Here is a 22,994-nt window from a genome sequence, read left to right as displayed (position 1 = left end):
GCTCAGTCCCGCACGACGAGCGCCGGGGTGTCCTTCGTCAGCACCTCGCCCCGGAAGAAGGCCGGGCTGCGGCGCTGCATCACCAGCATGATCACCAGGCCGACGAGCAGCAGTCCGACGCCGATCACGAAGACCGAGCCGACGCCGAACACCGACGAGCCGCTGCCGTACGCCGGGTCCCACATGTCGTACAGCGTCTTGCAGAACACGGCGGCCAGCAGGACTCCGCCGAGCACCGGGAAGACGCCCTTGAAGAACGCGTCGCGCACGGAGGCGGTGAGGTCGCGGCGGAAGTACCAGGCGCAGGCGAAGGACGTCAGCGCGTAGTAGAAGCAGATCATGAGGCCGAGCGCGTAGATGGTGTCGATGAGGACGTTCTCGCTGACCAGCGTCATGACCGTGTAGAAGAGGCCGGTCGCCACGCCCGCGTGGACGGTGGCGCGGCCGGGGCTCTTGAAGCGGGGGTTCACGCGGGCGTACGACGCGGGCAGGGCCTCGTACGCGGACATCGCGAGGACCGTGCGGGCGACCGGGATGAACGTCGTCTGGAGGCTGGCGGTCGCGGAGGCGACCACGGCGACGAAGAGCAGGATGCCCAGGAAGGGGCCCATGACGGGTCCGGCGAGGGCCGCGAAGACGTTGTCGGAGGTCTCCGGGTTTCCGAGCCCGAGGCCCGTGTCGCCGGATCCGACGGCCATCTGCACGGCGACGGCGGTGGCGAGGTACGAGCCGACCAGGACGACCATGGCGATCAGGGCGGCGCGGCCGGGCGTCTTCTCGCTGCCGGTGGTCTCCTCGTTGGCGGTCAGGCAGGCGTCCCAGCCCCAGTACATGAAGATCGAGAGGGAGAGGCCCGCGGTGAAGGCGGCGAAGGAGCCCACCGAGAGGGGGTTGAACCACGACCAGGAGAAGTCGACGCCGCCCGCGAACTCGGGCAGTCGGCCGCCGGCCTTGCTGAACGCCATCCCGACGAACAGCGCGAGGACGACGAGCTGGAGGCCGACCAGGGCGTACTGGACGCCCTTGGTGGCGGTCATCCCGCGGTAGCTGACCAGGGTCGCCAGGGCGATCAGGGTGAGGCAGGTGAGGATGTGGACGGGTTTGCTGTCGTCGAGGGCGGTGATCGCCGCACTGCCGGTGAGCTCGCCCGCGAGGAGCCAGAAGTACGAGGTGGCGACGCCCGCGAGGTTGGACAGCACGATGATCGTGGCGACCACCAGGCCCCAGCCGCACATCCAGCCCAGGCGCGGCCCGAATGCCTTCACCGTCCAGGTGAAGGAGGTGCCGCAGTCCGGCATCACCTTGTTCAGCTCGCGGTAGGCGAAGGCGACCAGCAGCATCGGCAGGAACCCGGCGAGGAAGATCGCGGGCATCTGGAGGCCGACCTCACCGGCCGTGGAGCCGAGGGTCGAGGTCAGGCAGTAGACGGGGGCGACGGTGGAGACGCCGATGACGGCGCTGCCGACGAGACCGACGGAGTTTCCGCCCAGCCCCTTGCCGCGTACGCCGTCGTGGCCGTTCCGGGCCCCGCCGGATGAACGGTCGCCCGAGAGGCGAGGGCCCGCCCCCTCGGGGACGCCCCTTACCGCATCTCCGGCCTGCGGGTTCGTTTCCACCTGAGTCATGAACAGGACGTTAAGTCCTGCGGTTTCCACATACGGAGGAACAGACTCCGGTCTTCCAACCTTTCCTTGGCGGGGTCAAACCACCCAACGATCAAGGAACTTGAGGCGCAAATCGAAGGTACACCTTCTGAACACAGAGGAACATGACGTCCGCCTGAATACGCAAACCGCAGGCCCGCCCGCTTTGTCCGGGTTCTAAATTTTCCCGTCCCCGCCCCGGCCGCCGTGCGGCCGATCATGTCCGGGCCCTCTCCGGCGCCCTCACCCCGGCCACACCACCGCCTGCACCTCGCTGTACGCCCGCAGCGCGTACGAGCCCACGTCTCGGCCCACCCCGCTCTGCTTGAAGCCGCCGAACGGGGCCTCCATGTTGCGGCCGACGGTGTTGACGCCGACGCCCCCGGCGCGCAGCCGCCCGGCCACCCGGAAGGCGCGCGCCACGTCGCCCGACCACACGTAGTCGATCAGTCCGTAGTCGCTGTCGTTGGCGAGCGCGATCCCCTCGTCCTCCTCGCCGAAGGGGACGACCACGACGACCGGACCGAAGATCTCCTCCCGCACCACCCGCATGTCCTTGGTGCAGTCCGCGAAGAGGGTCGGCGCGACGTAGAAGCCGCGCCGCATGTCCGGCCGCCCGCCGCCCGCCACCAGCCGGGCCCCCTCCTTCCTGCCCAGCTCGATGTACGACTCGACCCGGTCGCGGTGCGCTGCGGAGATGAGCGGCCCCACGACGGTGTCCGGATCGGCCGGGTCGCCGACCCGCAGATGCCCCATGTACGCCCGCAGCTTCTCCAACAGAACCTCGTAGATGCCCCGTTGCGCGATCACGCGGGTCGGCGCGGTGCAGATCTGCCCGCTGTAGAAGGAGAACGTCGTCCCGATCCCGCTCACCGCCGCGTCCAGGTCCGCGTCCTCGAAGACGAGTGCCGCGCCCTTGCCCCCCAGCTCCATCAGCTGCCTTTTCATGCCCCGCCCGCACACCTCGGCGATGCGCCGGCCCACCCGCGTACTGCCCGTGAAGCTCACCATGTCGACGCAAGGGGAGTCGACGGCCGCCTCGCCCACGCCCACCGACGTGCCGTTGACGACGTTCACCACACCCGGCGGAACCCCCGCCTCCGTCAGCGCCTCCGCCATCCTGAAGACGGAGAGCGGGTCCTGCGGGGCCGGTTTGACCAACACCGTGTTGCCCATGGCCAGGGCGGGCGCGATCTTCCCCGCGGGGTTGGCCCACGGGTTGTTGTACGAGGTGATGCAGGTGACGACCCCGACCGGGCGGCGCACTTCGACCGCCCCGAGGACGCCCGCCCGGCCCATCGGCCCGGCCTCGTTGACCTGCGGGGCGATCGGCGTCGCGGTCGGCTCCAGCGCCCCCTTCGCGTACCGCCGGAAGCGGGCCTCGCCGACGGCGACCTGGAGGGCGCGCGCGGTGCCGGTCGTCGCGCCGGTCTCCGCCCGCGCGAGCCGGGTGTACGGGTCCGACTCGCGCCGTACGACGTCGGCCGCCCGGTCGAGGATCGCGGCCCGCTCCTCGGGGCGCGTACGGGACCAGGAGTCGAAGGCGTCGCGGGCGGCGTCGGCGGCCTGCCGCACCTGCTCGGGGCTCGCCTCGGGGGCCAGGCCCACGACCTCCTCGGTGGCGGGGTCGACGACCTCGTAGTGGCCGCCCGCGGGCTCGACCCACTCGCCGTCGATCAACAGCCGCTGAGGAGCGTTCATTTGGTGGACACCGTCCTGGTGTCGCGGCCGGAGCGCAGGACCGTTCCGGGGACGGCGCCGGTCACCCGGTCCTCCCGTATCGTCTCCACGCCGTTGACCCGGACGCTCACGACGCCGAGCGCCTTGGAGTCCAGGCGCGGGCTGTCGCCCGGCAGGTCGTGGACGAGGGTGGCGGGGGCGGCGTCGATGCGCTGCGGGTCGAAGAGGACGAGGTCCGCGTGGAAACCCTGCTCGACGCGGCCCCGCTCCCGCAGCCCGAACAGCCGGGCCGGGTCGTCGGTGAGCATCCGCACGGCGGCTTCGAGCGGAACGAGTCGACGTCCGCGCAGGCAGTCGCCCAGGAAGCGCGTGGTGTACGGGGCTCCGCACATCCGGTCCAGGTGGGCGCCGGCGTCGGAGCCGCCCAGCAGGACGTCCTCGTGCTCCCAGGTCTCGCGGCGCAGCGCCCAGGAGGCGGGGTCGTTGTCGGGGGGCATGGGCCACAGGACGGTGCGCAGGTCGTCGTTGGCGCAGATCTCCACGAGGCACTGGAACGGGTCCTGACCGCGTCGGGCGGCGAGGTCCCCGACGACACGGCCGGTGAGACCCTCGTTCTCGCGGCTGTACGTGTCGCCGATGACGTACCGCTCGAAGTCGGCGAGCCGCCGGAACACCCCGGCCTCCCTGGAGCCGGCGCGCCGCAGCATTCCGGCGCGCACGTCCGGGTCGCGGAGCCGGGCGATCCGCTCGGGAACGGGAAGGGACAGGACCTCGCCCCAGCCGGGGATGAGGTTGAGGGCGCAGAAGGTACCCAGGGACATGTTCATCGGCGTGAGAATCGGCATCGTCAGCGCGACGATCCGGCCACCGGCCTCGCGGGCGCGCGCACTGGGAACGAGCTGGCGGGGCACGCGGTCGGGGACGGCGGCGTCGATGGTCAGCACGTTCCAGTTCAGTGGGCGTCCGGCGGCGGCGCTCATCTCGACCAGCAGGTCGATCTCGGCGTCGTCGAACCGGTCGAGACAGCCCGCCACGATGGCTTCGATCTGCGTGCCCTCGTGCCGGCCCACCGCCCGGCAGAGCGCGAGGAGCTCGGCGGGACGGGCGTGGCGGGAGGCGACGGGTGCGCCGTCGCCGTCGGAGTGGGTGGAGGACCGGGTGGTGGACAGCCCCCAGGCCCCGGCGCGCATCGCGTCGTGCGACAGCGCGACCATGCGGTCGAGTTCGGCGTCCGTGGGCGGGCGGTCGGAGACAGCGTCCGGGCCCATCACGTACCGGCGCAACGCGCAGTGCCCCACCATGAAGCCCGCGTTGACGGCGGTCCGGCCTTCGAGTGCGTCCAGGTACTCGCCGAAGGACGACCAGGACCAGTCGACGCCCTCTTCGAGCGCCGCCAGGGACATCCCCTCCACCTTGGACATCATGCGACGCGTGTAGTCGGCGTCCTCCGGACGGTCGGGGTGCAGCGGCGCGAGGGTGAAACCGCAGTTTCCGCCCACGACGGTGGTGACGCCGTGGTTGAGGGAGGGGGTGGCGTACGGGTCCCAGAACAGCTGGGCGTCGTAGTGGGTGTGCGGGTCGACGAAGCCGGGGGCGAGGACGAGGCCCGTGGCGTCCTCCTCGGTCCCGGCCGGCTCCCGGACCGCCCCCGGGCCCGCGAGGACGGCGATGCGGCCGTCGCGGATCCCGACATCGGCGGGGCGGGCGGGGCGCCCGGTCCCGTCGACGAGGGTCGCGTGGCGGATGAGGTGGTCGAGCATGGGGCTCCTTTCGGGGGCGGGCGTGCGGGGGGCGCGGGCGCGCCGGGCGCGGAGTGGCGGGGTGGATGCGCAGTTCCCCGCGCCCCTGAAGGGGCGCTCCCGGCTACGGTGCCGAGGTCAGGAGGACCCGTTTCGCATGCGGGAGGTGCGGTGGACCGGGTCGGTGTCGATCTTCGGGATGACGTGTTCGCCGATCAGGCGGATCGTGGTCATCGTGTCCTCCTTGGACACCCCGATCGGCAGCCCGAACGACAACTGGTCCGCACCCGCACGGTCCCACCGCCTGCACTGCGTCAGCACCTCGTCCGGGTCCCCGCAGATCATCAGCTCCTCGGCGATCAGCAGCTCGATGATCTCCTCCGTGTACTCCGGCAGCAGCTCCGGCCACTTGGGGATCCCCTCCGGCCGGGGGAACGTGTCGTGGTACCGGAACAGCAGCGACTGCAAGTAGTTCAGTCCGCCGCTCACCGCCACCTGCACCGCCTTCTCGTGCGTTTCCGCGCAGATCGCGGTCGACGTCACCATGACGTTGTCGTTGACGAACGCCCCCACCGGTTCCGCGTCCTTCACGGCCGTCTTGTACGACTCGACGACCCACTCCATGTCGGAGACCTTCTGGACGCTGAAGCCGAGCACGCCGAGCCCCTTCCTGCCCGCCATCGCGTACGAGGACGGCGAACCGGCCGCGTACCACATGGCCGGGTGGCCCTTCCCGTACGGCTTGGGCAGGATCTTGCGCGGCGGCAGCGACCAGTGCTTGCCCTGGAAGCCCGCGTACTCGTCCTGGAGCCACATCTTGGGGAACTCCGCGATCGTCTCCTCCCAGATCTCCTTGGTGTGGTCCATGTCGGTGATCCCCGGCATGAACCCGAGGATCTCGTGCGACCCGGCCCCCCGGCCCGACCCGAACTCGAAGCGTCCGCCGCTCAGGTGGTCCAGCATGGCCACCTTCTCGGCGACCTTGACCGGGTGGTTGACGGGGGCCAGGGGGTTGAAGATGCCCGATCCGAGGTGGATGCGTTCCGTGGCGTGCGCCAGGTACCCGAGGAACACGTCGTTGGCGGAGAGGTGCGAGTACTCCTCCAGGAAGTGGTGCTCGCTCGCCCAGGCGTACTTGAACCCGGACCTGTCCGCCTGGATGACGTACTCGGTCTCCTCGATCAGAGCGTGGTGCTCTGCCTCGGGGTCGACCTTGGCGCGCGCGGCAGGCACGTAGCCCTGCACGAAGAGACCGAACTCCACGGAAGTCCACCGTCCTTTGCGTTTTCTGACGCACCATCAGATTTCGGCTGATGCGACCGACTGTTCCACCGCGCCAGGACACCGTCAATACTGACGGCCCGTCAGACAACCGGGTTGCGCGCGCTCAGGCGAGACCGACGCCGGCCAGCCATCCCCCGTCCACCACGAACGGCTGTCCCGTGATGTACGAGGAGTCCTGCGAGGTCAGGAACAGCGCGAGGGCCGCGACTTCCTCGGGCCTCCCGATCCGGCCGAGCGGAACGAGCCTCTTGTACAGCTCCGCCACCCCTGCGGCCGACGCCTCGGGGTCCGCCGTCGGATCGAGCACCGCCGGGTTCGTCATCGGCGTGTCGATCGCTCCGGGGCACAGGGCGTTCACCCGTATCCCCTTCGCCGCCAGCTCGACGGCGGCCACCCGGGTCAGTCCGAGCACCGCGTGCTTGGTGGCGGCGTACGCGCCCACGTACGCCATGCCCGTCAGGCCCGTGTACGAGGAGGTGTTGACGATCGTCCCGCCGCCCGCGGCCTCGATCTCGGGTGCGACGGTACGGATGCCCAGGAACGTGCCCACCTGGTTGACCTGGACGACCTGCTGGAACTCCTCCAGCGGGGTGTTGACCAGCTCGTTGAAGCGCAGGATGCCCGCGTTGTTGACCAGCCCGTCGATCTTCCCGAAGGTGTCCTTCGCGGCAGCGACCGCCGCCGCCCAGTCGGCCTCCTGGCTCACGTCCAGATGGACGGGGAGCGCCGCGTCCTTCCCCAGCTCCCGGGCGACCGCCGCCGCTTCCTCGTCGCGTACGTCGGCGAGCACCACCCGCGCCCCCTCCGCGACGAAGAGCCGCGCCTCCTGCTCCCCCTGCCCGCGCGCCGCCCCGGTGATGACGACGACCCGCCCGTCCAGCTTGCCCATGCCCGTGCACTCCCTGTCCGTCGAGATGTGGAGCCGGGTCACCCGTCGTGGTGCGTGACCGGAACGCGGGTGGGCTCGTCCCACGTCATCCGTCGAGATGCGGGGCCACGTCGGCGGCGAACGCGGCCATCTGGTCGGTGAGTTCGCCGCGACTGCGGCTGCGGAAGCGGACCTGGATCTGGTGCACGCCCATCGCCCCGTACGCCCGCAGGGACTCGGCCAGTGCCTCCGGCTTCCCGCTCAGGGTGCGCCGCCCCAGGTCCCGTCCCGCGTCGCCGACGTACAGGGGTTCGGTGAGGGCGCCGATCGCGAAGGGGCCGGTGCGTCCGGCGCGCTCACGCAGCTCCCGCAACCTGGTTATCCGCGAGGGGAGGTCGCGTCGCGGGTCGCCCTGCGGCAGCCACCCGTCCCCCCGTACCGCGGCTCTCCGCACCGCGGCGGGCGAGGACCCGCCCACCCATACCGGCACCCGCTCCCGGGCGGGCCGAGGTTTCTGCCCCAGCCCGCTGAAGGCGTACCTTTCCCCCGCGAACTCCGGGAACTCCTCCGGCCCGAGGGCCGCCCGCAACGCGTCGATCGTCTCGTCCAGCAGCGCTCCGCGGCGCGCGAAGTCGACGCCGAGCGCGGCGAACTCCTCCGTCACGTGTCCGGCCCCCACTCCGAGGATCAGCCGTCCGCCGCTCAGGTGGTCCAGCGTCGCGTACTGCTTCGCCGTGGCCAGCGGATGCCGCAGCCCGACCACCGCCACATGACTCAGCAGCTGTACGCGCTCGGTGACGGCCGCCAGGTGGGCGAGCGTCGCGACCGGGTCGTACCAGGTGGTGCCCATCGTGTCCGCGAGCCGCCTCGGTATCGCCACGTGGTCGCACACAGCGACGTACGCGAACCCACCGCGGTCAGCGGCCCGCGCCACCTCCACCAGGTCCTCGGCCCCGGCCGCCACCTCCCAGCTCTCGGCGTAGAGCGCGCTCTGCGACTGCACGGGCAACTGCATGCCGTACGCCAGCCGCCCCTCGGGCAGGACCCGCACCATGAGAAGACCCCTCGTCCGGTCGCGCACACCGGGAGCCGACGCGCGTCGTCACCCTCCCTGCCACGTCCACATCGTCATAGCTGACACTCCATCAGACAAGGGTGCGATCCGGTCGGGTTCCGCCCGCCCACCGCGCCCCATCCCTCCCCTCCACCGCCGAGAGCCCCTCCCCGCCCCCTCGCTGCGTGGCAGGACACTGGCGACCGTGCGTGTCCGGCAGTCGCGCGTTCCTCAGGTTTCCGGCGGCTCGTGAGCACCGTGAGTGGTCACCCGGGGTGCAGCCCCTGTCCTTCCTGAGTGCTGCGCGGGGTTCGCGTCCTGCCCATGTCCCTGCCGTGGTCGTTGGCCGGGTGGGAGGACGCGAGGGACGCCCGGGTCCGGCCGTGCTCTTCCGGGGTCATGGCTCGTCGGGCCCGGCGGCCCGGGAACAGTCATCGGGCCTCGGGGTCGGTCGCGGTCCTGGTGTCCGGCCGCAGGCCCAGGCAGGGCAACAGCAGCCCGTCGAACGGTGCGGGAACGGGCGACGGCGGGTCCGCCGAGCCGGACGCGGACGCTGCCGTTCAGGTGACAGGCTCCCTGACGCATCCGGGACGCAATCGGGCCATGCCGCACATGCCGCTACCTGACCCCGCGCACCTCCCGCCCCCGGGTGTCCTCCTCCCACGCGGGCAGCGCGTCGTGGCGCCGTGTGATGCCGGCCTTGTCCGCCGCCGCGTACAGGGACCGCAGGGCGATCATCATCACGCCGATGTCGTCCAGCAGGATCGGATCGGGCAGCAGGTCCACCGGGCTGACCAGGTAGGCCACGGCACCCCAGAACAGGAACTTGTTCTCCACCGGAACCCCGGCATCGGTGAGCAGCTTCCGCGCCTTCACCATCTTGACCAGCAGGATCACGGCGCCCACGAACATCGCGAGGACCGCGAGGCCCGCCACGACCAGCAGAACGATCGTCCCGTCACTCATGTGCTCACTCCTCGTACCACCGCCCGTCGGACGTCTCCTTCCGTGTACCCGGATGCGACCGTTCCGCGCACCTGCCGCCGGAAGGTTCACCCGCTGCCCGAGGGCCACCCACCTTTTTGTGCGTACTTGAGGAAGCACCGCCGGGCCACGAGGCTGGGAGCAGCCCACTCGGGCACACCCCACACCTCACCCAAGGGAGCCCCATGCCCAGCATGCCCGAAACGCCCCCTACCTCCACCCGCCCGACTTCCTCCCCTTCCCCTCCCCCCTCCCCGTCCCCGTCCCCCGTGACGATCCTGGGCCTCGGCCTGATGGGCACGGCCCTCGCCGAGGCGCTCCTCGCCGCCGGCCACCCGGTCACCGTCTGGAACCGCACCCCCAGCAAGGCCGCTCCGCTGGTCGCACGCGGCGCGACCCAGGCCGCGACGGTCCGCGAGGCGATCGAAGCGAGTCCCCTCACGGTCTCCTGCGTCCTGGACTACGAAACCCAGCACGCCCTGCTCACCCCGGCGGCGGGCGCCCTGCACGGCCGCACCCTCGTCAGCCTCACCAACGGCACCCCCGCACAGGCCCGCGCCACCGAATCCTGGGCGCACGCCCTGGGCGCGTCCTACCTGGACGGCGGCATCATGGCGGTCCCGGAGCAGATCGCCACCCCGGAGGCGTTCCTCTTCTACAGCGGTGCGTCGGATCCCTTCGAGGCGCACCGGTCCACGCTCGCCACCTTCGGCGCCCCGAAGTACCTGGGCCAGGACGTCGGCCTGGCGTCCCTCTACGACCTGGCGCTGCTGAGCGCGATGGACATGATGTTCGCGGGCTTCTTCCACGCGGTGGCGGTCGCGACGTCCGACAAGGACACGACAGCGTCGAGTTTCACGCCGCACGTGGCGGCCTGGTTGCAGAGCATGATCGGCATGCTGCCCCCGATGGCGGCGGACATCGACTCGGTCGGCCCGCCCGACTACGAGCAGACCATGGACCTGGTGGTCGCCGCCGCCGAGAACATGGGCGCCGCGGCCCGCGAAGCGGGAGTGGACGCGTCCCACTTCGACCGTACGGTGGCGGCCCTGAAGGCCCGCATGGCGGCGGGCGAGACGACGTACACGGCCCCCGGTGCGGTGCGTCAGCTGCGGGTGGCGGCGGCGGAGTAGGTCCCGTTTCGGTCAAGGGGGCATCAGTCCCGCCGGGCACATCGCAGGACCGGTCCCCAACGCGTACACCTGCGACCGACCTCCGGTTTCGGCTGTTCTGCACGCTCCGCGCCTTCTGTGCGGACGCACACCGTCGTGACGAGCAGAGGGGCACTGATGGATCAGAGCCGGGTCGATGCAGGCAGCCCTCAGCGGGCCGCGAGCGGCTCGGGCGCAAGTCGTACCCGTACGGTCTTGCCCTCCTCCTGCGCTGCGCCGCCCCGCAGGAACCAGGTCAACTCCCCAAGTCGCCGTACCAGATGAAGCCCCCGGCCACCCTCCCCCTCGGGCCCCGCCGGTACGTCCATGCCACCCCCGCCCCTACGGAACCCGGCCACCGGATCGGACACGTCCACCAGCAGGTCCCCGCCCTCCAGCACCGCCAGCCGAAGCCAGCCCACCCGGCCGGGGACGCGGGCGTGCCGGACGGCGTTGGTGACGAGTTCGGAGACGACGAGTACGGCGTCGTCGACATCGCCGGTCCAGCGGAGGGCAGTGAGGTGGGTACGCGCGCGGGTGCGGGCGAGGGCCACTGCGCGCGGGGTGAGGGCGCACTCGGTGGACCAGGAGCGGGCGACCGGGGGGAGGACTTCGGTGGACGTCTCCTGGACGTGACGGTGATTGCGCATGGGGACATTCCTCGCTCCGTTGCGTGGTGTGACACCACCCTCCCGGGAGGGCCACCACCGTCCTAGTGGCATGGGTAGGGGCAAGTGGGGCGCGCCCTGCGGGACTTGCCGGGCACGTGGCAGGCGTGGGGGCAAGATGGGCGCATGGACATCGGAGAGCTGATCCGGGAGCTCCGGCAAGCGCGCGGCTGGTCCCAGGGGCGACTCGCCTCGGTGGTCAACGAGCGGTACCGGACGGCGCTCACCCGGGAATACGTGTCGGGGTGGGAACGGCTGAAGCATCAGCCGGGGCCCTACTACCTTCGGGCGCTGTCGGCAGTGCTGGACGTACCCCTAGCTGTCCTGGAGAGCGAAGTGGATCGGCGCACCTTCCTGACCGATGTCGCCGGGGTCGCCATAGCCCCGGTGATCGCATCGGACCTCCTGTCGGACGGGTTCGCCGCCCGGCTGTCCGGCGGGCCGTCGCTGGAGGGGTGGGAGCAGAAGCTCGCCACGTACGGCACCGATTACATGTCGCTCGGCGCTGCCGACATCCAGCGCCGGGTGGCCGGCGAGCTGGTGGTCGTTCAGCAGCAGTTGGACAAGCCGCAGCTGTGGTCCGTGGCGGCGCGCCTGATGACCCTGTACGCGAAGACCTTCCCGGGGACGGACGGCTCCAAGGCCGTTCACTGGTACCGGATGGCCGCCCGGGCCGCCGACGAGTCCGGGGACGACACGACGCGGGTGTGGGTGCGGGGGCGAGCCGCCATCGCGCTCGGCTACGAGGGTGCCTCGCTGGGTGTCGCCGACGTGTTCGCCGACCAGGCCATGGCGATCACCGAGCGGCCCTCCCTGGGTCTCTTGAACGCCATTTACGGCAAGGCCCACGCAGCCGCACTGCGGGGCGACACGGTTACGGCTGTCGACCTGGCGGAACAGGGGCGGCGCGTCTTCGACGCCGCCGGGTCGCACGAGCAGACCAGCGACTACGCCGTGCCCTACTGGCGGCTGAACGTGTTCCGATCCCTGTTGCTGGCACGGCTGGGCGACGAAAAGGGAGCAGCCGCGGCGCAGGATGCCGCCCGGACGGAACTGCCGGCGTCGCTGCCAAGGTTCGCCACGCACCTCGACATGCACCGGGGCCTCATGCTGGCCCGCTCCGGCGACCGCTCGGGGGGCGTGGCCTACGCCGAGTCGGCACTTGCCGCCCTCCCTACGGAGAAGCACTCACTGACGCTGCGGATGCTCATGGACGAGATCAGGGCCTGAGCAGGTTCCGGCGCACGGTACTGGCACATCAGGGACGTACTCGCGCGACCTCCTCCACCTGCGACTTCACAAGTGCGGTCACACACCGTGCAGTTGATGCGGTACGGTGACCGCATCATCACTCTCCGCACACGCCCGTACGCGTAGAGCGGCCCCCGTCGGTGCTACCAACACCGGGCGAGGGCCTCACCACCGAGGCTTACACAAGGAGCCAGGGCAATGTTCCTGCATGTTATCTCCCCCGTGCGCGCTTACATCAAGGTCTCCAAGTCCGTGGTGCGCGACAAGCGTCTCGACGCGGCCGGGCGGTTGCTGATCGCCCACGTCAGCGGGCTGCCGCCGGCCGAGGACTACCATCCTCTCTCCCACTACGCGGACGAGCTGGGCCTCAAGCCCGCCGTGTACAAACGCGCGAAGAAGGAACTCGTACAGCACGGGTACGTCCACGATCACCGCCAACAGGGAGCGAACGGGCGCTGGTTCACCGAGCAGTGGGTCAGCAATGTGCCTCTCACGGACGACCAGTTCCTCGCACTGCGCACCGACGGACGGCAGCCGACCGTCGGTGAAGCGGCCCTTCGGCCCGTCGGCCGTTCTACCGGTACTTCCAAGACCAACAGCAGCAAGACATCTCCCACCCGCCCACCCCAAGAGCCGGCCCCGGCCGGGGAGGACGGCCCCGAAGTCGACGCCGTGGCCGAGCCCGAGCCCGAGCCCGACAGTCAACGGCTCACCGCCGAGCGCATGCTGCGCCAGCTCGGCAACGAACGCCCCGATCTGCGGATGAGCTTTCACAACGTCCGGTACCTCGCCGGTGCCGTCGCCGAGCATCTGCGGCGCGGGGTGCCCGTCTGGGAGGTGTACCAGGCGGTGACCCATGGCCTCCCCAAGGAGGAGATCCGCAACGCCGCCGGTTTCGTGACCAACCGGCTGCGGACGAAGGTGCCCGACGCGGGGGTGTGCGCGGCCGTCGTCCCTCCGCCGGACGAGGGCGGGGCCGTGCCGCCCGCACAGAAGGACATCGCCGAGTGCACGGGCCCCGGGCGGCCCGGTGAGCACTGGTTCCGTCCCGTCGGCGACGAGACGATGTGCCCACCGTGCCGCCGCGAGTGGCCGCAACTGGCGGCCCACGTGAACGAGGAGCGCGGTGGCGAGTGGGCGCCGCTGGGGGCGCTGTGGGCCCCTCCCGCACCCTTCTGAACGGAGACCGCTCCCGCACCTGTTTCTCCCTCGGCGGAATTTGCGGGAGAGCTACGGGCCTGTACCCCGGAAACCCCTCCGGCCAAAAGGGTGCGTGCCGAGTTCGGACCCCTTCGAGCGCCGCCCGCCAGGCCCCCCGCCGAGCGTCGCGCCCAGCCAGTCAGCAAGTGGTACTGTTTTTGGTACCACTACGGAGGTGTCCGCTATGTCAATAACTGCCAGTGAGGCACGTCGTCGCCTGTTCCCTCTGATCGAAGAGGTCAACAGCGACAGGAACGCCGTCGAGATCGTCTCGAAGAACGGCAGCGCCTACCTCGTGGCCGCAGCAGAATACGAGGCTCTTCAGGAGACCGCGTACCTGCTGCGCTCCCCGGCGAACGCGCGCCGACTCCTGGAGTCGTACCAGCAGGCTCAGGAGGGTCGGACCGAGTACCACGAACTGGTCCGCGACGAGGAGGGGAATTGAAGCTGGCCTTCACGGCCCGGGGGTGGGAGGACTACGTCCACTGGCAGACCGCCGACCGGCAGATCCTCAAGCGCATCAATCGGTTGCTCGACGATGCGCTCCGCGATCCGTACACCGGCATCGGGAAGCCGGAACCCCTTAAGCACGCCCTCGCCGGAGCCTGGTCGCGTCGCATCACCGAGGAACACCGGCTGATCTACCTGCCCCTGCCCGGAGATAGCGAGATCGTGGTCCTCCAGGCCCGCTACCACTACGGCTGAAGCCCCACGACCCCCGTTCCCCCCACCCACAAGCCCTCCCCCGTCAGTCCCAGCAGTTCGATCGCGTTGCCCCGGACGATCCGTTCCACCACGGCCGCGTCCAGGTGGGCCATCTGGGATTCGCCGACCTCCTTGGACTTGGGCCAGGTCGAGTCCGAGTGCGGGTAGTCCGTCTCGTACAGGACGTTGCCGACGCCTATCGCGTCCAGGTTCCGCAGGCCGAACGCGTCGTCGAAGAAGCAGCCGTAGACGTGCTCGGCGAAGAGTTCGGACGGGGGGCGGTGGACCTTGTCGGCGACGCCGCCCCAGCCCCGGTTCTCCGCCCAGACCACGTCGGCGCGCTCCAGGATGTACGGGATCCAGCCGATCTGGCCCTCCGCGTACATGATCCGCAGGCCGGGGAAGCGCTCGAACTTGCCGCTCATCAGCCAGTCCACCAGGGAGAAGCAGCAGTTGGCGAAGGTGAGGGTGGAGCCGACGGCGGGCGGGGCGTCGGCGGAGGTCGAGGGCATCTTCGAGGACGAGCCGATGTGCATGGCGACGACCGTGTCCGTCTCGGCGCAGGCGGCGAGGAACGGGTCCCAGGCGTCCGTGTGGATGGACGGGAGGCCCAGGTGCGGGGGGATTTCCGAGAAGGCGACGGCGCGGACGCCGCGTGCGGCGTTCCGGCGGACCTCGGCGGCGGCCAGTACGGGGTCCCAGAGGGGGATGAGGGTGAGCGGGAGGAGGCGGCCGTGGGCGTCGGGGCCGCACCACTCCTCCACCATCCAGTCGTTGTAGGCCCGGACGCAGAGCAGGGCCAGATCGCGGTCGGCCGCCTCGGTGAACGTCTGGCCGCAGAAGCGCGGGAAGGTGGGGAAACAGAGCGCGGACTGGACGTGGTTGACGTTCATGTCGGCGAGACGGTCGGGGACGGAGAACGAACCGGGGCGCATCTGCTCGTACGTGATGACTTCGAGCTTGATCTCGTCCCTGTCGTAGCCGACGGCGGTGTCCAGGCGGGTGAGGGGGCGGTGCAGGTCCTCGTACACCCACCAGTCGCCGAGCGGTCCTTCGTCGCCCTTCCCGCCCATGACGGGCGCGAACCTGCCGCCGAGGAAGGTCATTTCCTTGAGCGGGGCCCGGACGATGCGCGGGCCGCTGTCCTGGTACTTCCGTGGAAGCCGGTCCTGCCAGACGCCGGGGGGCTCCACCGTGTGGTCGTCCACCGAGATGATCTTCGGAAAGCTGTCCATGTCCCGTACGGTAGCGCCGATCTGACGATCCGTCAGGTGCGTGGGTGGGGACCTTTCGGCGGGACCGTGCCTGCGGGGTGGGTGCGTGCGGACGGGGCGGGTACGACCCCTTCGCCTTTCCTTGAGCTTCCTCTGAGGTTTGCGTGCTGACGCGCTCGGCGCGGACAAGGCAAACTGGCCCTTGCCGTACGGGTCCGTACGAGCCGTACCGGGCAACGGATCGGCCCGCTTCCGGGCACGGATCGGCGAGGGCGAGGGGGAGTGGGATGGTCGACGGCATGTCGGACGGGACGAAGGCGACGACGGGCGCGGAGGCCGTGGCGGGCCCCGGGGTGCGCTTCAGCCTGCTGGGCCCGGTCCGCGCCTGGCGGGACGGCGAGCCGGTGCCCGCCGGGTCCCCGCAGCAGCGCGCCCTGCTGGCCCTGCTCCTGCTGCGCGAGGGCCGTACCGCCACCGCCGCCGAGCTGATCGACGGCATCTGGGGCGACGAACCGCCCTCGCAGGCGCTGGCCGCCCTGCGCACGTACGCCTCCCGGCTGCGCAAGACGCTCGGTGCGGACGTGCTGGTCAGCGAGTCCGGCGGGTACGCGATCCGGCCGGAGCGCGAGGCCCTCGACCTGGCGGTGGCGCAGCAGCTGGCGGCGGAGGCGGAGGCGGCCCGCGCCGCCGGCGACCGCTGCGGGGCGCGGACCCTGCTGGCCAGGGCGATCGGGCTGTGGGAGGGCGAGGCGCTGGCCTCCGTACCGGGCCCGTACGCGCAGTCGCAGCGGGCCCGGCTGGAGGAGTGGCTCCTCCAGCTCACCGAGACCCGGCTGGACCTGGACCTGGAGGTCGGCTGCCACGCCGAGGCGGTCGCGGAGCTGACCGCGCTGACCGCCGCGCACCCGCTGCGGGAGCGGTTGCGCGAACTCCTGATGCTCGCGCTGTACCGGTGCGGACGGCAGGCGGAGGCGCTGGCCGTGTACGCGGACACGCGCCGGCTGCTCGCGGACGAGCTCGGCGTGGACCCCCGCCCGGAGCTCTCCCGCCTCCAGCAGCGCATCCTCGCGGCGGACACGGAGCTGGCCCAGCCCGTCGAAACGCCGCCCAGCGCCGTGCCCGCGGTCGTACGCCCCGCCCAACTCCCGGCCTCGGTACCGGACTTCACCGGGCGCGCCACCTTCGTGCACGAGCTGGGCGACCGCCTCGCGCACGCCGAGACCAGCGTGATGGCGGTGTCCGCGCTGGCCGGAATCGGCGGCGTCGGCAAGACCACCCTCGCCGTCCACGTCGCCCACGCGGCCCGCCCGCACTTCCCGGACGGACAGCTCTACGTCGACCTCCAGGGCGCGGGTGCCCGCCCCGCCGAACCCGAGACGGTGCTCGGCTCCTTCCTCCGGGCCCTCGGCACCCCCGACACCGCGATACCGGACTCCCTGGACGACCGCGCGGCCCTCTACCGCTCGACCCTCGACGGCCGCCGCGTTCTCGTCCTGCTGGACAACGCGCGCGACGCCTCCCAGGTCAGACCCCTCCTGCCCGGCACTCCCGGCTGCGCGGCCCTCGTCACCGCCCGTACCCGCATGGTCGGCCTGGCGGGCGCGCACCTCGTCGACCTGGACGTGATGTCGCCCGAGGAGGCCCTCCAGCTCTTCACCCGCATCGTCGGCGAGGAGCGGGTGGCGGCGGAGCGGGAGGCGTCGTTGGACGTGGTGGGGGCCTGCGGCTTCCTGCCGCTGGCGATCCGGATCGCGGCGGCCAGGCTCGCGGCACGGCGGACGTGGACGGTCTCCGTGCTCGCGGCGAAGCTGGCGGACGAGCGGCGGCGGCTGGACGAACTCCAGGCGGGCGACCTCGCGGTGAAGGCCACCTTCGAGCTGGGGTACGGTCAGCTGGAGCCCGCTCAGGCGCGGGCGTTCCGGCTGCTGGGGCTCGCGGACGGCCCGGACGTCTCGCTCGCCGCGGCGGCGGCCGTGCTGGACCTGCCGCTGTACGACGCGGAGGACCTGCTGGAGGCCCTGGTCGACACGTCCCTGCTGGAGTCGGCCTCCCCCGGCCGCTACCGCTACCACGACCTCGTACGGCTGTACGCGCGAGCGTGCGCCGAGCGCGACGAACAGCCGACGGGGGAAAGGGAGTCGGCCCTGTCGCGGCTGCTCGACTTCTACCTGGCGACGGCGGCGGGGGTCTATGCGCTGGAGCGGCCGGGGGACCGGCTGGTGGACCATCTGGAGCCGGTCGGCCGGGCCGGGCTGGAGTTCACCGACCGGCACGACGCCCAGGACTGGCTGTACCGGGAGGCGGGCCCGCTGCTGGCCTGCGTACGGCAGTCGGCCGGGGCGGGGACGGTACGCCGGGCGGCGGACCTGCTGTGGGCGGCGCGCGACCTGGGCGAGTCGGGCGCCAACGCCCGGGAGTACGAGTCCACGGCGCAGGCGGTACGCACCGCCGCGCACGCGCTCGGCGACGAACGGACCGAGGGGCGCGCCCTGTTGAACCTGGCCGATGTGCACAGCACCTCCGGACGGTTCGGTCGGGCCAAGCGGGAGGCCGAGCAGGCCGGGGTGCTCGCCACGGCCGCGGGCGACCTGCTGACCAGCTGCTGGGCGCTCAACGCGCTCGCCATCATGGCGATCTACCAGAACCACCACCACGAGGGCGAGGGCCACCTCACCCGCGCCATCGCCGGCTTCCGCAAGCTGGACGACCAGCCCGGCGAGGCCAGCGCCCTGTGCAACCTCTCCCGCATCCGCCTCGCGACCGGGCACACCACCAGCGCCGTCTCGCTCGCCCAGCAGGGCATCCGCGTCTACGACAAGATGGGGCACCATCTGCGCGGCGCCAACGGCAGGTACGCCCTCGGCCTGGCACTCGCCGAGGACGGCCGGCACGAGGCGGCGTCGGCCCAGCTCCACCAGGCCCTGGACGTGTTCCGCGACACCCGCCAGCGCCTCTGGGAGGGGATGACGCTCTTCCGGATGGCCGAGGTCGACCTGGCGGCCCACCGCCCCGCCCAGGCCGCGACGAAGGCGGAACAGGCGCTGACGGTGCTGCGGGGCATCGGCGGCGAGTGGCGGCGCGGCAACGTCCTGTCCGTGCTGGGGAGCGCCCTGCACGAGGTGGGGCAGGACGGCCGTGCCCAGGTGTGCTGGCACGAGGCCCTGGCCATCTTCGAGGAGGCGGACGCCCCGCAGGCCGAGGAGGTCCGCAGGCTCATGGCCGCGCGGACCGCCGCGGCGTAGGGCGTTCATCGTTCGTTTATCGCCGTCAGGCATGCTCGTGTTCATCGAATCCGTCGCGTCGGGGGGCAGACGGGGCCGAGTACGGGGCGGCCCGGACAGGGTGCGGCCCGAAGAGGGGTCCGTCCAGCCGTCCACGGGGGAACGACCGGGCGGGCCCCCCACCTCACCACCACGCACCACACACACGGGAGCCCACACCATGAGCGACGCCAAGCAGCCCGAGCCCGAGGTCAAGCCGCAGGACCTGCACGCCACGTCCGCGCCCGCGAAGACCGAGGACCTGCACGCCACCTCGGAGCCGGCGAAGACCGAGGACCTGCACGCCACCTCGGAGCCCACCAAGTAGACCTTCCTGCACGGGGATCGGCCGCGGCGGCGCGGAGGGGGAGCCGCCGCGGCCGTCGCTTTTCCGGGCGCGGGTCAAGCCGGCACCGGTGCGCCCGCCACGAACACGTACGCATCCGGCGCAACCCGCACGCCTGTTCCGCCCTCCTCCCGTACGAGACCCGCAGGACGCGCGCTCCGCCGCACCCGCAGGCCGCCAGGCCGGGCGGGCCGGACCGTCCGTCCCGTACCGCCCTGGAAGGACCGGAATGACCGCCCAGCGCAACGCCGCCGCGACCACCCCCTCCGTCACCGGCAGCGAGCCGGACGACGGCCGCACCCCGCTCCTTCCCCGCCCCGACCGCACCACCGCCGGCCTGCGCGCGGCCCTCGCCCGCCTCGCCCCGCAGCAGCTCCCGGAGATGGAGCGCCAGATGGACGAGGCGCTCAGCCTCGCGGCCCGCACCGGCACGCTCGCCCCGCTGACCCGGTTCCTGGACGGTTGGGCGGTGACGGTGGAGATCATTCGCTTCCCCCGGGCGGCGGCGCGCCTGCGGGAAGCGGAGCACACGGCCCGCTCGGTCCGCCAGGACGACCCGGCGTGGCGGACGGCGATGGACGAGATCCGGGACCTCCAGACGAAGGCCCGCAAGGCACTGGCGGCGGACGGGGCGTAGGGGCGCGGGGGCGCACGGGTGCACAGGACTCGGGGGTGCACGGGACGCGGGGGTGCACGGGACGCGGGGGTGCGTACGGGACGCGGGGGCGCACGGGGCGTCGCGTCGGCCGTGACGTGTCCCGGGGCGTCGCGTCAGCCGTGACGTGTCCGCAGCTCGCCCTTGACCACCTTCCCGCTCGCGTTGCGCGGCAGGTCGGGGACGAACTCGACGGACCTCGGGACCTTGTAGTTAGCCATCTCGCGGCGGGACCACGCGATCACGTCGTCGGCCGTCAGCAGCGAGCGGGGGCGGCACACCACGTACGCCCTGCCGACCTCGCCCAGGCGGGGGTCCGGGACGCCGATGACGGCCGCGTCGGCGATGTCCGGGTGCAGACCGAGGAGCTGTTCGATCTCGGCGGGGTACGCGTTGAAGCCGCCGACGATGAACATGTCCTTGATCCGGTCGGTGATCCGCAGGTTTCCGGCAGGGTCGAGGACGCCCACGTCGCCGGTGCGGAGCCAGCCGTCGGGGGTGAGGGCGGAGAAGGTGGCGGCGGGGTCCTCGTAGTAGCCACGCATCACGTGGAAGCCCTTGACCAGGACCTCGCCGGGGGCGCCCGGCGGCGCGTCGACCCGCACCTCGGTGCCGGGGATCGCGCGGCCCGAGGTGGCGGCGATGACGCCCGGGGCATCGCCGCGGCGGCACATCGTCACGATCCCGGACGCCTCCGAGAGGCCGTACGCGGTGAGGACGGTGCCGATGCGCAGTTCGGTGCGCAGCCGCTCGACGAGCCGGAGCGGGACGACCGCGGCGCCCGTGACGACCAGGCGGAGGGCGCTGAGGTCGTGGGCGGAGCGGGAGGGGTGGTCCAGGAGTGACTGGTGGAGGGTCGGGGGGCCGGGGAGGACGGAGATGCGCTCGGCGGCGATGTTGGCGAGGACGGTGTCCACGTGGAAGACCGGCTGCGGGATCATCGTCGCGCCCCGGGTGAGGCAGGCGATGACGCCCGCCTTGTAGCCGAAGGTGTGGAAGAACGGGTTGACGATCAGGTAGCGGTCGCCCTGCCGCAGACCGGCCAGGTCGGCCCAGATGTCGTACGCGCGGACGGTCTGCGCGTGGGTGATCACCGCACCCTTGGGGCGGCCGGTGGTGCCGGAGGTGTAGACGAGGTCGGAGGGGTCCGAGGGGTCGATCTCGGCGGCGCGTGCACGTACCGCGGCACCGCTCACGGACTCGCCCGACACGAGGAAGTCCTTCCAGGTCAGGAAGTCGGCCGGGACGGCGTCGTCGCCGAGGACGACCACGTCGGCGAGGCAGGGGAGCCCCGGGAGCGGACCGCGGCCGGGCCGGGCGCCGGGACCGTTCGGGAGGCCGCTGTGGGGGACGGTTGCGGGGCCGGTCTCCGCACCGTCGGGGCGGACCGCGGAGCCGGCCGTCGAGCCCCCGCCGGGCCCGGCCGTGGTGCCGCCGCCGGGCTCGCCCGCCGTCACGTTGTCCGGGGCCTCCGCTGCCGCCCGGCGGAGGGAGGCGACGTACGACGTGCCGAGGAAGGTGCCGGTGACGAAGAGGAGTTTCGTACCGGACCTGGCCAGGACGTCCGCCGCCTCCGCGCCCTTGAAGCGGGTGTTCAGCGGGACGAGGACCGCGCCCGCGGTGACCGCGCCGAGGGCGCAGACGATCCAGTCGAGGGTGTTGGGGGCCCAGACGGCGACCCGGTCGCCCTTCTCGACGCCCCGGGCGAGGCACGCCGCCGCCGCGCGTTCGACGCGCTCGCCGAGTTCCGCGTAGGAGATGCGGGTACGGGTGCGGGCCTCGGCCACCGCCTCCAGCTCGCCGTACCGCGTCGTGGCGTACCGGATCAGCTCCGGCACGGTGGTCCATTGCGCGTCGAACCGCATCGCGGGCCTCCCTGGAACCATCTGCTGACTAACCGTCAGATTAGCTGTAGCCTGACGCGCTGTCAGCAGGCCGTGGTGTTGCGGAGGTGGCGGCGGAACATGCGGGGACTCAAGGACGCGACGGCGATCGTCGGCATCGGACAGACGGACTTCGCCAAACACCTGCCGCAATCGGAGAGGGAGTTGGCCTGCCGGGCGATCCTCGGCGCCCTCGACGATGCGGGCATCGCTCCCGCCGAGGTCGACGGACTCGCCTCGTACACGATGGAGGAGACCGACGAGGTCGAGGTGGCGAAGGCCATCGGGGCGGGGGACCTGACGTTCTTCTCCAAGGTGGGTTTCGGTGGCGGCGGTTCGTGCGCGACGGTCGCGCACTTGGCGGCGGCCGTCGCGACGGGGCAGGCGAGCGTGGGGGTCGCCTGGCGGTCGCGGAAGCGGGGCAGCGGCCCCAGACCCTGGCGCAGCACCACGGTTCAGCTGCCGACGCCCGCCCAGTGGACGCGCCCGTTCGGCCTGCTGCGGCCCGCCGACGAGATCGGCATGCTCGCCCGCCGCTACATGCACGAGTACGGCGCGACCCGCGACCACTTCTTCAACGTCGCCCTCGCCTGCCGCAACCGGGCGAACCAGAACCCGGCCGCGATGATGTACGAGCGCCCCCTGACCCGTGACCTCTACATGACCTCCCGCTGGATCAGCGAGCCCCTGTGCCTCTTCGACAACTGCCTGGAGACGGACGGGGCGCTGGCGTGCGTCGTCGTGAGCGCCGAGCGGGCCCGGGACTGCCGTCGGCGGCCGGTGTACGTGCACTCCGCCGCCCAGGGGCTGCCCGCGCAGCACCACGGGATGGTCAACTACTGGAACGACGATCCGCTCACAGGGCCGGCCTGGACAGCGGCCCGACACCTGTGGAAGCAGGCCGACTTCGGCCCCGAGGACGTCGACGTGGCACAGATCTACGACGCGTTCACGCCGCTGATCCCGCTGTCGCTGGAGGGGTACGGCTTCTGCGGGCGCGGCGAGGGGGCGGCGTTCACCGAGGGAGGGGCACTGGAGAGCGGGGGCCGGCTGCCGGTCAACACGGGTGGCGGCGGGCTCAGCGAGGCGTACGTGCACGGCTTCAACCTCATCAACGAGGGCGTGAAACAACTGCGCGGCACCTCCACCGCCCAGGTCCCCAACGCGTCCACCTGCCTGGTGACGGCCGGAGAGGGCGTCCCCACTTCCGCACTGCTGCTGAGGAGTTGAGAGCCGCCGTGTCCTCTTCACCCGATCCCCCCTCCCACCTCCCCTCCCCCGCCGTGTCCTCCTCACCCGACCCTTCCCCGGGCCTCCCCTCCCCCGCCGTGTCCTCCTCACCCGCCCCTTCCCCGGACCTCCTCGTCCCCGCCGCGCCCGAGCCATCCCCTCACCTCCTCTCCCCCGTC

General features: G+C 71.8%; 19 protein-coding genes. 9 read left to right on the top strand and 10 right to left on the bottom strand.

Annotated elements, in window-relative coordinates:
- Positions 1-2: 2 nt before the first annotated feature.
- The 7 genes from ACQPZG_RS19930 to ACQPZG_RS19900 all read right to left on the bottom strand — a co-directional run bounded on the left by ACQPZG_RS19930 (position 3) and on the right by ACQPZG_RS19900 (position 9,234).
- Entirely contained in the window at positions 3-1,625 is a 1,623-nt protein-coding gene (locus ACQPZG_RS19930) for an APC family permease (protein ID WP_433547090.1), read from the bottom strand.
- Positions 1,626-1,886: 261 nt separating this feature from the next.
- Positions 1,887-3,344 (bottom strand): aldehyde dehydrogenase family protein, encoded by a 1,458-nt coding sequence (locus ACQPZG_RS19925; protein ID WP_433547089.1) that lies wholly within the window; start codon positions 3,342-3,344, stop codon positions 1,887-1,889.
- A complete protein-coding gene (locus ACQPZG_RS19920) occupies positions 3,341-5,083 on the bottom strand; it encodes an N-acyl-D-amino-acid deacylase family protein (protein ID WP_433547088.1) in 1,743 nt (580 codons plus the stop codon). The genes ACQPZG_RS19925 and ACQPZG_RS19920 overlap by 4 nt, the downstream gene beginning before the upstream one ends.
- 117 nt (positions 5,084-5,200) lie before the next feature.
- On the bottom strand, positions 5,201-6,325 hold the full coding sequence (locus tag ACQPZG_RS19915; RefSeq protein WP_433547087.1) for an LLM class flavin-dependent oxidoreductase: 1,125 nt from the start codon (positions 6,323-6,325) through the stop codon (positions 5,201-5,203).
- A 124-nt stretch (positions 6,326-6,449) separates the two neighbouring features.
- Positions 6,450-7,235 (bottom strand): SDR family NAD(P)-dependent oxidoreductase, encoded by a 786-nt coding sequence (locus tag ACQPZG_RS19910; protein WP_433547086.1) that lies wholly within the window; start codon positions 7,233-7,235, stop codon positions 6,450-6,452.
- An 85-nt stretch (positions 7,236-7,320) separates the two neighbouring features.
- A complete protein-coding gene (locus ACQPZG_RS19905) occupies positions 7,321-8,268 on the bottom strand; it encodes a TIGR03619 family F420-dependent LLM class oxidoreductase (RefSeq protein ID WP_433547085.1) in 948 nt (315 codons plus the stop codon).
- Positions 8,269-8,886: 618 nt separating this feature from the next.
- On the bottom strand, positions 8,887-9,234 hold the full coding sequence (locus tag ACQPZG_RS19900) for a YkvA family protein (protein WP_433547084.1): 348 nt from the start codon (positions 9,232-9,234) through the stop codon (positions 8,887-8,889).
- 287 nt (positions 9,235-9,521) lie between these two features.
- On the opposite strand from ACQPZG_RS19900, the gene ACQPZG_RS19895 reads away from it, so the two are divergent.
- Positions 9,522-10,385, top strand: coding sequence for an NAD(P)-dependent oxidoreductase (locus ACQPZG_RS19895; protein ID WP_433547083.1), 864 nt, complete (start codon positions 9,522-9,524; stop codon positions 10,383-10,385).
- A 188-nt stretch (positions 10,386-10,573) separates the two neighbouring features.
- On the opposite strand, the gene ACQPZG_RS19890 is transcribed toward ACQPZG_RS19895, so the two are convergent.
- Positions 10,574-11,053, bottom strand: a complete 480-nt coding sequence (locus ACQPZG_RS19890; protein ID WP_433547082.1) for an ATP-binding protein — start codon at positions 11,051-11,053, stop codon at positions 10,574-10,576.
- A 144-nt stretch (positions 11,054-11,197) separates the two neighbouring features.
- Between ACQPZG_RS19890 and ACQPZG_RS19885 the strand changes: the two genes are divergently transcribed.
- The 4 genes from ACQPZG_RS19885 to ACQPZG_RS19870 all read left to right on the top strand — a co-directional run bounded on the left by ACQPZG_RS19885 (position 11,198) and on the right by ACQPZG_RS19870 (position 14,227).
- A complete protein-coding gene (locus ACQPZG_RS19885) occupies positions 11,198-12,301 on the top strand; it encodes a helix-turn-helix domain-containing protein (RefSeq protein WP_433547081.1) in 1,104 nt (367 codons plus the stop codon).
- A gap of 219 nt (positions 12,302-12,520) precedes the next feature.
- Entirely contained in the window at positions 12,521-13,501 is a 981-nt protein-coding gene (locus tag ACQPZG_RS19880; protein WP_433547080.1) for a hypothetical protein, read from the top strand.
- Between the two features lie 205 nt (positions 13,502-13,706).
- Positions 13,707-13,967: a type II toxin-antitoxin system Phd/YefM family antitoxin gene (locus ACQPZG_RS19875; protein ID WP_433547079.1), complete on the top strand. Its 261-nt coding sequence runs from the start codon at positions 13,707-13,709 to the stop codon at positions 13,965-13,967.
- On the top strand, positions 13,964-14,227 hold the full coding sequence (locus ACQPZG_RS19870; protein WP_433547078.1) for a Txe/YoeB family addiction module toxin: 264 nt from the start codon (positions 13,964-13,966) through the stop codon (positions 14,225-14,227). The genes ACQPZG_RS19875 and ACQPZG_RS19870 overlap by 4 nt, the downstream gene beginning before the upstream one ends.
- On the opposite strand, the gene ACQPZG_RS19865 is transcribed toward ACQPZG_RS19870, so the two are convergent.
- Entirely contained in the window at positions 14,218-15,462 is a 1,245-nt protein-coding gene (locus ACQPZG_RS19865; protein ID WP_433547077.1) for an amidohydrolase family protein, read from the bottom strand. The two genes, ACQPZG_RS19870 and ACQPZG_RS19865, sit on opposite strands and share 10 nt — an antisense overlap.
- 278 nt (positions 15,463-15,740) lie before the next feature.
- Between ACQPZG_RS19865 and ACQPZG_RS19860 the strand changes: the two genes are divergently transcribed.
- From ACQPZG_RS19860 to ACQPZG_RS19850, 3 genes are all read left to right on the top strand, one after another.
- Entirely contained in the window at positions 15,741-18,683 is a 2,943-nt protein-coding gene (locus ACQPZG_RS19860) for a BTAD domain-containing putative transcriptional regulator (RefSeq protein WP_433547076.1), read from the top strand.
- A 199-nt stretch (positions 18,684-18,882) separates the two neighbouring features.
- Positions 18,883-19,029, top strand: a complete 147-nt coding sequence (locus tag ACQPZG_RS19855) for a hypothetical protein (RefSeq protein ID WP_433547075.1) — start codon at positions 18,883-18,885, stop codon at positions 19,027-19,029.
- A gap of 247 nt (positions 19,030-19,276) precedes the next feature.
- Complete coding sequence (locus ACQPZG_RS19850; RefSeq protein ID WP_433547074.1) at positions 19,277-19,684, top strand: DUF6247 family protein; 408 nt, start codon at positions 19,277-19,279, stop codon at positions 19,682-19,684.
- 134 nt (positions 19,685-19,818) lie between these two features.
- Here ACQPZG_RS19850 and ACQPZG_RS19845 read toward each other — a convergent pair whose 3' ends face one another.
- Positions 19,819-21,567 carry a fatty acid--CoA ligase family protein gene (locus tag ACQPZG_RS19845; RefSeq protein ID WP_433547073.1) on the bottom strand — a complete coding sequence of 583 codons (1,749 nt, stop codon included), beginning with the start codon at positions 21,565-21,567 and terminating at the stop codon, positions 19,819-19,821.
- A 99-nt stretch (positions 21,568-21,666) separates the two neighbouring features.
- On the opposite strand from ACQPZG_RS19845, the gene ACQPZG_RS19840 reads away from it, so the two are divergent.
- Positions 21,667-22,815, top strand: coding sequence for a lipid-transfer protein (locus ACQPZG_RS19840; RefSeq protein ID WP_433547072.1), 1,149 nt, complete (start codon positions 21,667-21,669; stop codon positions 22,813-22,815).
- The last annotated feature ends 179 nt before the right edge of the window (positions 22,816-22,994 follow it).

This window comes from Streptomyces sp. CA-294286, assembly GCF_050947155.1.
In the GTDB taxonomy this organism is placed as follows: Bacteria; Actinomycetota; Actinomycetes; order Streptomycetales; family Streptomycetaceae; genus Streptomyces.
The sequence above is the reverse complement of the archived record's forward strand: the minus strand, read 5'-3'. Positions and strand labels throughout refer to the sequence as shown.

Coding starts and splice junctions, on each gene's coding strand:
- ACQPZG_RS19930 (WP_433547090.1), bottom strand. CDS start 1,625: ATGACTCAGGTGGAAACGAACCCGCAGGCCGGAGATGCGGTAAGGGGC.
- ACQPZG_RS19925 (WP_433547089.1), bottom strand. CDS start 3,344: ATGAACGCTCCTCAGCGGCTGTTGATCGACGGCGAGTGGGTCGAGCCC.
- ACQPZG_RS19920 (WP_433547088.1), bottom strand. CDS start 5,083: ATGCTCGACCACCTCATCCGCCACGCGACCCTCGTCGACGGGACCGGG.
- ACQPZG_RS19910 (WP_433547086.1), bottom strand. CDS start 7,235: ATGGGCAAGCTGGACGGGCGGGTCGTCGTCATCACCGGGGCGGCGCGC.
- ACQPZG_RS19905 (WP_433547085.1), bottom strand. CDS start 8,268: ATGGTGCGGGTCCTGCCCGAGGGGCGGCTGGCGTACGGCATGCAGTTG.
- ACQPZG_RS19900 (WP_433547084.1), bottom strand. CDS start 9,234: ATGAGTGACGGGACGATCGTTCTGCTGGTCGTGGCGGGCCTCGCGGTC.
- ACQPZG_RS19890 (WP_433547082.1), bottom strand. CDS start 11,053: ATGCGCAATCACCGTCACGTCCAGGAGACGTCCACCGAAGTCCTCCCC.
- ACQPZG_RS19885 (WP_433547081.1), top strand. CDS start 11,198: ATGGACATCGGAGAGCTGATCCGGGAGCTCCGGCAAGCGCGCGGCTGG.
- ACQPZG_RS19880 (WP_433547080.1), top strand. CDS start 12,521: ATGTTCCTGCATGTTATCTCCCCCGTGCGCGCTTACATCAAGGTCTCC.
- ACQPZG_RS19875 (WP_433547079.1), top strand. CDS start 13,707: ATGTCAATAACTGCCAGTGAGGCACGTCGTCGCCTGTTCCCTCTGATC.
- ACQPZG_RS19865 (WP_433547077.1), bottom strand. CDS start 15,462: ATGGACAGCTTTCCGAAGATCATCTCGGTGGACGACCACACGGTGGAG.
- ACQPZG_RS19860 (WP_433547076.1), top strand. CDS start 15,741: ATGTCGGACGGGACGAAGGCGACGACGGGCGCGGAGGCCGTGGCGGGC.
- ACQPZG_RS19855 (WP_433547075.1), top strand. CDS start 18,883: ATGAGCGACGCCAAGCAGCCCGAGCCCGAGGTCAAGCCGCAGGACCTG.
- ACQPZG_RS19850 (WP_433547074.1), top strand. CDS start 19,277: ATGACCGCCCAGCGCAACGCCGCCGCGACCACCCCCTCCGTCACCGGC.
- ACQPZG_RS19845 (WP_433547073.1), bottom strand. CDS start 21,567: ATGCGGTTCGACGCGCAATGGACCACCGTGCCGGAGCTGATCCGGTAC.
- ACQPZG_RS19840 (WP_433547072.1), top strand. CDS start 21,667: ATGCGGGGACTCAAGGACGCGACGGCGATCGTCGGCATCGGACAGACG.